General features: G+C 62.8%; 12 protein-coding genes. 8 read left to right on the top strand and 4 right to left on the bottom strand.

All coding sequences use genetic code 11. The features are described 5' to 3' along the window. The first annotated feature begins 158 nt into the window (after window positions 1-158). Genes AC0L3E_RS14435 through AC0L3E_RS14420 form a run of 4 tightly spaced genes read left to right on the top strand, consistent with a single transcriptional unit; the run spans window position 159 to window position 4214 of the window. Complete coding sequence (locus AC0L3E_RS14435) at window positions 159-1706, top strand: sugar ABC transporter ATP-binding protein (protein ID WP_128307930.1); 1548 nt, start codon at window positions 159-161, stop codon at window positions 1704-1706. Beyond that, window positions 1703-2683 (top strand): ABC transporter permease, encoded by a 981-nt coding sequence (locus AC0L3E_RS14430; protein ID WP_127270185.1) that lies wholly within the window; start codon window positions 1703-1705, stop codon window positions 2681-2683. Before AC0L3E_RS14435 ends, AC0L3E_RS14430 begins: the two co-directional genes overlap by 4 nt. Further along, on the top strand, window positions 2680-3666 hold the full coding sequence (locus tag AC0L3E_RS14425) for an ABC transporter permease (protein WP_127809939.1): 987 nt from the start codon (window positions 2680-2682) through the stop codon (window positions 3664-3666). The genes AC0L3E_RS14430 and AC0L3E_RS14425 overlap by 4 nt, the downstream gene beginning before the upstream one ends. 2 nt (window positions 3667-3668) lie before the next feature. Then, entirely contained in the window at window positions 3669-4214 is a 546-nt protein-coding gene (locus AC0L3E_RS14420; RefSeq protein WP_473605012.1) for a gluconokinase, read from the top strand. Here the strand turns inward: AC0L3E_RS14420 and AC0L3E_RS14415 are convergent. Together AC0L3E_RS14415 and AC0L3E_RS14410 are read right to left on the bottom strand one after the other, a co-directional pair. Next, window positions 4209-5360 carry a hypothetical protein gene (locus AC0L3E_RS14415; RefSeq protein WP_473605011.1) on the bottom strand — a complete coding sequence of 384 codons (1152 nt, stop codon included), beginning with the start codon at window positions 5358-5360 and terminating at the stop codon, window positions 4209-4211. The two genes, AC0L3E_RS14420 and AC0L3E_RS14415, sit on opposite strands and share 6 nt — an antisense overlap. Window positions 5361-5532: 172 nt before the next feature. Further along, window positions 5533-6438 (bottom strand): LysR family transcriptional regulator, encoded by a 906-nt coding sequence (locus AC0L3E_RS14410; RefSeq protein WP_128307926.1) that lies wholly within the window; start codon window positions 6436-6438, stop codon window positions 5533-5535. A gap of 119 nt (window positions 6439-6557) precedes the next feature. Here AC0L3E_RS14410 and AC0L3E_RS14405 point away from each other — a divergent pair, with 119 nt between their 5' ends. Both AC0L3E_RS14405 and AC0L3E_RS14400 read left to right on the top strand, forming a co-directional pair. Further along, the gene (locus AC0L3E_RS14405; RefSeq protein WP_128307925.1) at window positions 6558-6980 is read left to right on the top strand and encodes a DoxX family protein; all 423 of its coding nucleotides are present in this window, start codon (window positions 6558-6560) and stop codon (window positions 6978-6980) included. A gap of 43 nt (window positions 6981-7023) precedes the next feature. After that, window positions 7024-7893, top strand: coding sequence for an NmrA family NAD(P)-binding protein (locus AC0L3E_RS14400; RefSeq protein ID WP_128307924.1), 870 nt, complete (start codon window positions 7024-7026; stop codon window positions 7891-7893). A gap of 104 nt (window positions 7894-7997) precedes the next feature. Here the strand turns inward: AC0L3E_RS14400 and AC0L3E_RS14395 are convergent, their stop codons facing one another. Together AC0L3E_RS14395 and AC0L3E_RS14390 are read right to left on the bottom strand one after the other, a co-directional pair. Continuing rightward, entirely contained in the window at window positions 7998-8447 is a 450-nt protein-coding gene (locus AC0L3E_RS14395) for an RrF2 family transcriptional regulator (RefSeq protein ID WP_013530871.1), read from the bottom strand. 257 nt (window positions 8448-8704) lie between these two features. Further along, window positions 8705-9691, bottom strand: a complete 987-nt coding sequence (locus tag AC0L3E_RS14390) for a sulfate ABC transporter substrate-binding protein (protein ID WP_128307923.1) — start codon at window positions 9689-9691, stop codon at window positions 8705-8707. 228 nt (window positions 9692-9919) lie between these two features. Here AC0L3E_RS14390 and AC0L3E_RS14385 point away from each other — a divergent pair, with 228 nt between their 5' ends. Both AC0L3E_RS14385 and AC0L3E_RS14380 read left to right on the top strand, forming a co-directional pair. Continuing rightward, window positions 9920-10192, top strand: coding sequence for an antitoxin (locus AC0L3E_RS14385; protein WP_127271402.1), 273 nt, complete (start codon window positions 9920-9922; stop codon window positions 10190-10192). Beyond that, a complete protein-coding gene (locus AC0L3E_RS14380) occupies window positions 10193-10591 on the top strand; it encodes a PIN domain-containing protein (RefSeq protein WP_473605009.1) in 399 nt (132 codons plus the stop codon). Window positions 10592-10598 lie beyond the last annotated feature (7 nt).

Genomic DNA, 10598 nt, shown 5'->3' with positions numbered 1-10598 from the left:
CGTCGTAAATTCATTCCCCCCCTCCGCAATAATTTTCCCCCCCCTTTAAATCTTGGTACTCAAAATGTAAAAAATTAAATTCATCAGTGTCTGCCCCGTGGCGCGGGGGTTTGCGCGGGGGCGCTTGTCTCAATCCCACAATCGCCCTGGGAGGGCCGATGGACGGTGCGGCTCCGCTCTTTCGTATGGAAGGCATATCCAAGCGCTATGGCGGTGTACGCGCGCTGGAGAAGGCCGAGCTTGTCGTCGAAGCCGGCAGCATCCACGCCATTCTCGGTGAAAACGGCGCCGGCAAGTCGACGTTGATCAAGGTCATGGCAGGTGTCGTGGCGCCCGATGAGGGCCGCATGACGCTGGACGGGCGCGAGGCGACCTTCGCTTCTCCGGGGGCCGCCAACAAGGCCGGCATCGTCTGCATCTTCCAGGAACTGTCGCTGGTCCCTGAGCTCAGCGTGGCCGACAACATCGTCATTTCCGATCCGCCCAAACGCTTCGGCATGATCGACCGCAAGGCACAGCGCCGCATAGCCGAAGAAGCACTTGCTCGCGCCGGCGCCGCCGACATCCACCCGCTGGCGCTGGTCAAGGACCTGCCATTGTCGCGCCGCCAGATGGTCGAGATCGCCAAGGCATTGGCACGCAAGCCGCGCATCCTCATCCTTGACGAAGCGACCTCGGCGCTGACGGCAGCGGATGTCTCGAAGATCTTCGCAGTGCTCAAGCGGCTGCGCTCGGAAGGGCTGGCGCTGCTTTACATCTCGCACCGCATGAACGAGATCGCCGAACTGGCGGATCAGTGCACGGTGTTCCGCAACGGCCGCAATGTCGCCAGCTATCCAGCCGGCTCGAAGAGCGACAATGAGGTGGTCGAACTGATGATCGGCCGCGAATACAGCCATATCTTTCCGCCCAAGCCGGCGGCCGTGCCTGCCACCGCGGCCCCCAGGCTTGAGGGCCGCAAGCTCTCATGGGCCGACCGGCTGCACGACATCTCGCTGACCGTCAGGGCAGGTGAGGTGGTCGGCCTTGGCGGCCTCGACGGCCAGGGCCAGCGCGAATTGCTGCTCGCCTTCTTCGGCGTGCTGCGGGGCCTCAGCGGCCAGATCCTGATCGACGGCAAGTCGGTCTCGATCACCAGCCCATCCGTTGCGCGCGACGACGGCATCGGCATGGCGCTGATTCCCGAGGACCGCAAGACCGAAGGGCTGATGCTGCCGATGACGGTGCGCGAGAACCTGTCCTTCGCGGCGCTCGACCGGCTGTCGAAAGCCGGCATCATCGACCGTGCCGCCGAGCAGCGGCTGATCGACGACATGGTCGGCCTCCTGGCGATCAAGACGGCAGGCCTCGACATTCCGGTCGGCGCGCTTTCGGGCGGCAACCAGCAGAAAGTGGTCATCGCCAAATGGCTGATGCGCCAGCCACGCATCATCCTGCTCAACGATCCGACGCGCGGCATCGACGTCGGCACCAAGCAGGAGCTGTACCAGCTGATGCGCAAACTGGCCGACGCGGGTGCTGCGATCCTGTTCTACTCGACCGACTATGACGAACTGATCGGCTGCTGCGACCGTGTGCTGGTGCTCTATGACGGGGCGGTCAAGCGCGAGTTGGTTGGTGCCGAGATCACCGAGCGGGCGCTGATATCAAGCGCGCTCAACATCCATGGCGAGGAGAGCCCGGTGGGCCTGGGAGCAAGCGCGTGAAAGATTGGCGCTACTGGCTGGCCGAGCAGCGCGGAACGCTGCTGGCGCTCGGCATCTTCATCGTCATGTTCGTCATCTACACCTCAAACCATCCGGCGGGCTTCACCGCCAATGTCGTGCAGACGGCGTCGAACAAGGGCGTGCTGCTCGCCTTTGTCGCCATGGCGCAGACGCTGGTGGTGATCACCGCCGGCATCGACTTGTCCGTCGGTATGATCTTCCTGCTCACCAACTGCCTCGCCTCCTGGCTGGTGGTCGGCACGCCGATGCAGACGACGCTCGGTGTCATCGCCGTGCTGGCGGTGGGGCTGTTGTGCGGCGCGATCAACGGCGCCATCGTCATCTATGGCCGGCTGCAGCCGATTGTCGCCACCATTGCCACTGGCGCCGTCTATTACGGCATCGGCCTTTTGCTGCGGCCATTCCCGGGCGGCTCGGTCAATGAGGATCTGGCCGATGCGCTGACCGGCCGTGTGTTCGGCGTGGTGCCGGCGAGCCTGGTCGTCCTGCTGGCCATCGTGCTGGTGATCTGGGTGCCGTTCAGCCGCTCGGTGCTCGGCCGCGCCGCCTACGCGGCAGGCTCATCGGAGACGGCGGCCTACATGTCGGGTGTGCCGATCCGGCGCGGCAAGTTCGCTGCCTACACGCTGGCCGGCCTGCTGGCGGCGATCGGCGGACTGTTCCTGACTTTCTTCACCTATACGGGCGAGGCGGCCTATGCCAGCGGCAACTCCTACACGCTGTTTTCGATCGCAGCCGTGGTGCTCGGCGGCGTCTCGCTGTTCGGCGGCAAGGGCAGCGCCATCGGCGCCATCTTCGGCGCGCTGGCCTTCCGCACCATCGGCGACCTGTTGTTCGTCTTCGATTTCGATCCGCTCTGGCAGCCGCTGTTCCAGGGCGTTATCCTGCTGGTCGCCGTCAGCCTCGGCGCCTTCGCCCTGTTTCGGGTCCGCAACCGGCTGGAGTGGTTCCTGTGAGCGAAACGACGCTTGGCGGTATTGCCGGCCGCATGCCCAGATTCATCCGCCGCGCCGATCCGGCGGTGCTGACGGCCTTTGCCTGCATCGTTCTCTTGCTGTTCCTGGGCAGCCTCTATTCCAGAAGCTTCCTGTCGCCTGAATATCTTCTGCAGCAGCTCAAGGTGGCTTCGTTCCTCGGCGTCATCGCAACCGGCATGATGCTGGTCATCCTGCTCGGTCAGATCGACCTGTCGGTGCCATGGGCGGTGGCGGCGGGCGCCATGATGGCCTGCGCTGCGGCGGCGTACGGCCCGGTCGGCGTGGCGCTGGCCATTCCGTTCGGTATTTTCTGCGGCATGCTGATCGGCGTCGTCAACGGCATCGGCGTCGCCTATCTGCGCATCCCCTCGATGATCATCACATTGGCCACCAACGCTGTCGCGCAAGGGCTGATGGTGGTCTACACCGGCGGCTTCTCGCCGCAGGATTCGGCAACGGGCGCGATGCGCTACCTAGCGACCGGCTTCGCCATTCCGGGCGTGCCCAACGCGGTCATCATCTGGGCGCTGATCGGAGCCGCGATGGTGTTCGTGCTGACCCGTACCAGCTTCGGCCGCACCGTCTACGGCATCGGCAACCGCGAACGCGCGGCGTATCTCTCCGGCATCGATACGCGGCGCGTGGTGATGGTCGCCTTCGCCGTCTCTGGCGGGCTCTCGGCTTTCGGCGGCGTGCTTCTGGCTGGCTATGCCTCCAAGGCGGCGCAGTCGATGGGCGACGCTTATCTGCTGCCGTCGATCGCCGCGGTGGTGCTTGGCGGCACCTCGATCCTGGGCGGGCGCGGCTCCTATCTCGGCACGGTCGCCGGTGTCATCCTCATCACGCTGCTGCAGTCCATCCTCTCCGTCATGCAGATGCCGGAGGCGGGGCGGCAGATCATCTATGGCGTCGTCATTGTCGCCATGCTGCTGCTCTACGGCCGCGCGCCGGCAAGCCGCTGACCGTGGACGGAGCGGCAGCACAGGCGCCGACGAGCGCCCCCGGCTCGGTGCCGGCCATCGTGGTTATGGGCGTCGCCGGCTGCGGCAAGTCGGCGGTGGGCATCGGGCTTGCCGCCGCTCTGGGCGTTGCCTTTATCGAGGGCGACAAGCTGCATCCGCCGGAAAACGTCGCACGCATGGCAAGCGGCGAACCGCTTACCGATCAACTGCGCGAAGGCTGGCTCGACGCGATCGGCGAGCGCATCGCGGAGTCGGTGGGCAGCGGACAGGGCGTGATTGCCGCCTGCTCGGCACTGAAGCGCAGCTACCGCGACCGGCTGAGCAGCTTCTGCCCGGAAATCGTCTTCCTCTATTTGAAGATCGACCCTGCCACGGCCAGGCAGCGTGTCGGCAGCCGCAAAGGCCATTTCATGCCGGCAAGCCTGGTCGACAGCCAGTTCGCCACCCTCGAGCCGCCGGTTGCGGAAGAGCGCGCCTTGACACTCGATGCCACACGTCCGGTCGGTGAGCTCGTCGCCGGCGCGGTCCGCCTGATACGCCGGTCATGAGCCTTCATCCATTCCGATGCCGGTGCTGTCCGGCGCCTCGGTCAGCCGCTGCCGGCGGGACCACGTCAGCATCTGCTCGGGGTAGAGCCTCAGCGCTTCCAGCAGGCGGTCGCGCTTGAGCAGGATGTAGTGCGCCTGCACAGCCATGTTCTTGGCGCCATCCCTGGCGGTGTCCTTTGCCGGGGTGACAGACGCCTCCGGCGTCAACTCGGGGCTGAGCACGGCCTGGTACTCGATGAAGGGAACCACTTCGAAGGTCGACATGGCAAACAGGGCGGTTCGGCCCCTGGCGGCAAAATTCGCCGGCGCCGAGGCGAGATGCGTCCAGCCGCTTTCGCCCATGGCTGCCTCGGTGAAAGTCGTGCCGGCATGGACGGTGTTGGTCATCGTCACCACGCCATTCTGCTTCAGGATCTTCTGGATGCGGATGGTGACCTGATAGGCGTCGTCGCGATCAAAGACGACCCGGCTTTTCAGGAACCGGTTTTCGACATTGACTAGCGGCGGGTTGAGGAAACGCAGGCCGAACGCGCTTTCGGAAATACCGTGGGTGTTGACGCTCACCTGATGCGCCTCGACACCGGCCTCGTATAGCGCGCGCTTGCCGATGATGGTCTGGGCGGTGAATTGATCGCACCAGAGGATGGCGCCGTGGCCGCGCTGCAAGGCCGACCGCAGCCCCTCCAGCCCCTCCAGCCGGATCGTCGGCGACCAGCGGCCAGCCACCAGATGTGCGGCGAGCTGCAGGCGGCGCCGATGGCGCGCCGCCTGCAATCCCTCGAACAGCTTGCGTGTATCGATACCATCGCCAAGCACCGCGCGTGTCGCGGCCGCGTAGGCCGGGAATTCCTTGCGCATATGGCGCTTCAGGCGAAACCTCGATATGCGGCCGCAGATCGGCGCCCACCAGCGCACCGGCAGCGCCGCTGCCACCACGAGATAGAAGACGGACAGCAGGCCTTCCCGAAGGTCCTTGTTGGAAAAGCGGCGAAGCCGGCCGGGGTGAACCAGCTTGCGGCTGAAGAAGCGCACGTCCTCCGCCCGTTCCGGGACGAAGACGTCGGCGATGATTTCAGTGCGGAAACTGGCTGCCGATGGCAGCTTGCGGGCGGCCTTGCGGGATTTTGCGAACCACCACAGCCTCATCGGTCCAGCCCGTTCTTCGACCCCCGCTTTACTGCGTCGGCTTGGGACGTGCAAGGTCATGTCCGCGCTCAAGACTTCTGCAAATTTCGCTTGCCCTATACCTGGGGGACAGGCGCGTGCAACGCGAGCTGGCGCCCGCGACGCCGGACCGCTGATCGCTGACCGGCAGTCGCTATTCCATATACGGCGTCAGCACATCTTCGATCCATTTCATGAATGCGCGGACTCGGCGCGACAGATTGCTCCGATGTGCGACGACGAGGGATACGGCGAGCGCCCGTCGACGAAAATCGGGTATGATCTCGACAAGCGCTCCACTCTCCAAGTATCGGCCAATGCCCAAAAGTGGCGCCTGAATCACACCAAGGCCGGCGAGGGCGGCGGCTTCGTAGGTCTGCGCGCTGTTGACGTGCAGCGCACCTGGCAACTGAAGCGTCGCGTAGCTGTCGCCGTCCGGATATTCCCATCCATAGGGTCTCGCGCCCAGCACCGTCGAAAAGTGAATTGTCCTATGTTCCTGACGCTGGAGATCATCCAGCGACCGAGGGACGCCATGGCGCGCCAGATAGGCGGGACTGGCAGCGTTGGCCATGCGCAACAGGCCCAACGGGCGGGCGATCAGCGTTTCGTCGCGAATGGGTCCAAGCCGCAATACACAATCGAACCCCTCTTGAACCAGATCGACTTGCCGGTCCGTACTCGACACCTCCAGCTCCAATTGGGGGTGCGCCGCCATGAAATCCGGCAAGGCCGGCACGATAGTTGTGCGCGCCACTTCGGTCGGAAGGTCGACCCGCAAACGCCCGCGAAGTGCCACGCGATCGCCTGCGAACATCGAGTGCAGATCATCGACTTCAGCGAGCAGATCGCGGGCACGGGCATGAAATGCGCGTCCGTCTTCCGTCAACCGCACGCTGCGCGTCGTCCGGTGCAGGAGCCTGACACCGAGATCTTCTTCCAGCTTCCGGACCGCCGTTGAGGCTCTCCCCTTGTGGATGCCCAGGCTGTCGGCTGCGCGGGTGAAGCTCCCCATTTCCGCTACCGTTATGAAAATGAGGATGGGTTCGAGATTTTGCATTTTCGTTTCCCGGTATTGTTTCCAAAAAAGAGAACAGTCGGTTCATTTCCTCGGTGTTTATCACGCCTGAGAGGCACAGTAAGCTTCGAATATGGGATCACCCCATCGGAGAATGACAAGTGTCTGAAACTGTGAACCTGCATCAGACACCTGAAACTATGACCTTGCATCGCGCCCTGTGGGGCGGCCGGATAATGAGCGCGTTTGTCGTTATCGCTTTGATGACAGACGGCACTGTTCAGCTTTTCGCGCCGGCACGGGTCGCGAGCATGTTGCAGGAAACCGGGTTCGCGATGGACCTGACGCGCGTCGTGGGTCCGATCATCCTCGCCTGCGCCATCCTCTACGCCATCCCGGTCACCGCCGTCCTCGGCGCGATCCTGGTGACGGGCTTTTTGGGAGGTGCCATCTGCGCCCATCTCCGCATCGGTGAGTTGGGATCGCCGCCGGAAATCATTTCCCTGCTTCTGGGCGCGATGACCTGGGGCGGCCTCTATCTACGCGATCCCCGTATCCGGGCCATTCTGCCGCTCATCCATTGAACCAACAGGGGCAGTTCTGTCCCTCAACATCAGGAGAAAACACATGTTCTTAGTAATGGGAATCACCGGAAACGTGGGCGGCGCGACGGCAAGGCATTTGCTAGCGCAAGGCAAAAAGGTGCGCGCGCTGGTCCGCGACCGCGAGAAGGCGTTGAGCTGGGCGAACCGGGGCGTGGAGCTGGTTGACGGCGATTGGAATGATTCGGCAGCCATCGAGCGGGCGCTCGAAGGCGTCGAAGGCGCGTTCGTCATGCTGCCTCCTGTCTGGGCGCCTTCGCCCGATTACAAGGAAGCAAAGGGCGTGATTGCAAGCTATGTCGAGGCGCTCACCAAGGCAGCGCCGCCGCGAGTGGTTGCGCTTTCGTCGATGGGCGCGAACAGAACCAGCGGGCACGGGGTGATCGCGGCCTTGTCCCTTCTGGAGCAAGGTTTTCGCGGCCTGACATCGCCAGTTGCTTTTGTGCGCGCAGGCGGATTCTTCGAGAATTTTCTTTTCGGGTTGCAGGTCGCGCAGGGCGGAACGCTGCCGGCTTTCTACAATCCGACAAACCGGAAATCGACCATGGTCGCGACGAACGACATCGGCGCGGAATTCGCAACGCTTCTGACCGGGCCAACGTGGTCAGGGCAGCGCATCGTCGAGCTTGGTTCGATGGTCAGCGCGGACGACGTCGCCGAGCAATTGGGCGAAGTCCTGAACCTCGACGTGAAAGCCTTTGCAATCCCGCGTGCAGGGTGGGCGGAAGCGCTCGAACAATTCGGCATCCCGAAGGGCCACAGCGGACCTGCCGAAGAAATGTACGAGGCCGTGAATGCAGGATGGATGGACCTCGGTGTGGCGGGTACGGAGCACGTAGCGGGTACGACGTCCGCACGCGCTGTATTCGAGGCTGCGTCAAATGTGAACGGGTAGGCCAAACTGTATGGGGTTCTCCTGTGATTTCGGGTGTTTGCAACCCGGGATTTGGAGAACTCCCTCCTTCATCTGTCTGAGCGCGGTCAGCTTGCAGTGGGTGGTTATATCTGCGACGTCAGCTCAACCGGGAAATCGTCATTATCGGCGTCGCGCATGGCGGCAAGGCTGCGATTGTCCAGCACTTCGGCGATCGCCTGCCGCACCTCCAGCATCATGTGGCGGACCTGGCAGGTCGCCTCGTCGCAATCCTCGCAGCGCTGATACTGCGTGCGGCTGGCGCAAGGGATCGGCGCCAGCGGCCCATCCAGCACGCGCACGACATGGCCGATCTTGATTTCGGAGGCCGGCCGGGCGAGGCGGTAGCCGCCTTCCTTGCCTTTGCGGCTCTGGACGAAGCCGGCGTTGCGCAACTCGCCCAGAATGGCATCGAGGAATTTCTTCGGGATGTTGTTGGCCACCGCGATGTCATTGACGAAGGCCAATTGGCCGGCCGGCAGGCCGGACAGATGCACGAGGGCCTTGAGGCCGTATTTGCCTTTTTTCGTCAGCATGCCCAGATCAACCCATTGAAGCCCCAACCACTCGCATCTGGCGACTGTTTGTGTGCAAATAATGACGTTTTCGCCGCGCGATGATGTTTCGCGAAAACAAGCCGCCGGATTGCAGTTAGGCACAAACGCGTTGATTCTTTGTAACGTTTTGCACTGAGAAGGCGGATATTCCGCTGATAACCAGGTTTTCGGCGTTCAAAACGAAAAAAGCCGGCAGGGCGCCGGCTTTTCCGTCAACTGCGCAGATATCGCGGCCTTCAGCGGCTGCCGTAGGTCTGGTCGAGCAGGCCGCCAGCGGCGAAATGCTCTTTCTGCACTTTGTCCCAGCCGCCGAAGACGTCTTCCACCGTCAGCAGCCGGATATCGGGGAAATCGGCCTTGTATTTTGCCGCCACAGCGGCGTCGCGGGCTCTGAGGCCGTTGCGGGCGGCGATGTCCTGGCCCTCCGGCGTGTAGAGGAAGTCGAGATAGGTCTTGGCCAGATCGCGCGTGCCGTGCTCGTCGGCAACCTTGTCGACGATCGCGACGGGGAATTCGGCCAGCAGGCTGACCGTCGGAGTGACCTGCTCGAACTTGCCGTCGCCATACTCCTTGCGAATGCCGCGCGTCTCCGACTCGAAGGTGATCAGCACATCACCGATCTCGCGCTGCACGAAGGTGGTGGTCGCGGCGCGGCCGCCGGTGTCGAAAATCGGCACGTTGTTGAAAAGCTTGGTGATGAACTCCTTCACCTTGGCCTCGTCGCCCTTGAAGGCTTCGTTGGCGTAGGCGGTGGCCGCCAGATAGGTGTAGCGCGCATTGCCGGAGGTTTTCGGATTTGGGAAAATCACCTGCACGTCGTCGCGCACGAGATCGTTCCAGTCCTTGATATGCTTGGGATTGCCCGCGCGGACAAGGAAGGACGGCAGCGAATAGAAGGGCGAGGCGTTGTCGGGAAAATCCTTTTGCCAGTCGGCCGAGACGAGGTCCTTCTTGACCAGGAAGTCGATGTCGGTGACCTGGTTGAAGGTAACGACATCGGCGCCAAGGCCCTCGGCGATGGCACGCGCCTGCGCCGAAGTGCCGGCATGCGACTGATCGACCGTGACGCCCGGATGCTGCGCGATGAAGGCCTTGTTCACCTGCACGAACAGTTCGCGGCCGACGTCATAGGACGCATTGAGCAGTTTGTCGGCCGACCAGGCTTGGGAGGATGCAAGGAACAGGCCTGCGACGGTGGCAAGCCCGAGGAAAAATCGTCTCATGAAAACAGGCTCCGATGCAATTTATGGTGGGACCATAGCCGGGGTGCGTGGTGTGCGACGAGGCATGCGCCGTAGGTTCGTGGCCTCATCGTAGGAAAATATGTCGCCTAAGTCGATGAATGTTGGAATTCTGTTCCAGGGGAATGCTAACTTCGTCGGAGTTTTTCTGCGCCTTGTTTTGCGGCGCTGCATGGCATCTACAAAAGGCATATACAAAAGAGCTGCAACATGCCCCAGAGCCGACATTCAACAACGCCGCCCAAGGAGGCGAAGCTGTTTCGCAACAACCGCAGCCAGGCGGTGCGCATTCCTGTCGAGTTCGAGCTTCCCGGCGAAAAAGTCCTGATCAGCCGGGAAGGCGATCGTCTTGTCATCGAGCCGGTTCGCAAACCTGGCCTCACCGCGTTGCTCGCCCAGTGGGCGAAAGAGCCGCCGCTCGATCCTGAAGACGACTTCCCCGAGATCTACGACACGCCAGTCAAATCCGAGGACATTTTCTAGATGCGGTTCATGCTGGATACGAACATTATCAGCGACATGATCCGAAACCCGGCTGGCAAGGCCGCGAGGGCAATGTCGCGCGAGGGAGATGACGCCGTTTGCACCAGCATCGTGGTCGCCTCGGAATTGCGATATGCCTGCGCCAAGAAGGGATCGGCCAAGCTGCTCAAGAAGGTTGAAGACTTGCTGGCCGAGATTCCTGTCTTGCCGCTCGATGTGCCGGTGGATGCCGAGTATGGCGGACTCCGCGCCGAACTTGAAGCCGCGGGCCAGACCATTGGCCACAACGATCTTTTTATCGCCGCTCATGCCTGTGCATTGGGCACCACGCTGGTGACCGCCAACCCGGGAGAGTTCAACCGGATCAAGGGCCTGAAGGTCGAGAACTGGCTGGCGTAGCCATAGA

This window comes from Mesorhizobium sp. WSM4822 (assembly GCF_055811155.1).
This window is presented reverse-complemented; position numbering and strand designations above follow the sequence as displayed.

What these genes read in the sequence shown, in the direction of transcription:
- AC0L3E_RS14410 (WP_128307926.1), bottom strand. Translation starts at nt 6,438, where the DNA reads ATGCAAAATCTCGAACCCATCCTCATTTTCATAACGGTAGCGGAAATG.
- AC0L3E_RS14400 (WP_128307924.1), top strand. Translation starts at nt 7,024, where the DNA reads ATGTTCTTAGTAATGGGAATCACCGGAAACGTGGGCGGCGCGACGGCA.
- AC0L3E_RS14390 (WP_128307923.1), bottom strand. Translation starts at nt 9,691, where the DNA reads ATGAGACGATTTTTCCTCGGGCTTGCCACCGTCGCAGGCCTGTTCCTT.
- AC0L3E_RS14435 (WP_128307930.1), top strand. Translation starts at nt 159, where the DNA reads ATGGACGGTGCGGCTCCGCTCTTTCGTATGGAAGGCATATCCAAGCGC.
- AC0L3E_RS14385 (WP_127271402.1), top strand. Translation starts at nt 9,920, where the DNA reads ATGCCCCAGAGCCGACATTCAACAACGCCGCCCAAGGAGGCGAAGCTG.
- AC0L3E_RS14395 (WP_013530871.1), bottom strand. Translation starts at nt 8,447, where the DNA reads ATGCTGACGAAAAAAGGCAAATACGGCCTCAAGGCCCTCGTGCATCTG.
- AC0L3E_RS14380 (WP_473605009.1), top strand. Translation starts at nt 10,193, where the DNA reads ATGCGGTTCATGCTGGATACGAACATTATCAGCGACATGATCCGAAAC.
- AC0L3E_RS14415 (WP_473605011.1), bottom strand. Translation starts at nt 5,360, where the DNA reads ATGAGGCTGTGGTGGTTCGCAAAATCCCGCAAGGCCGCCCGCAAGCTG.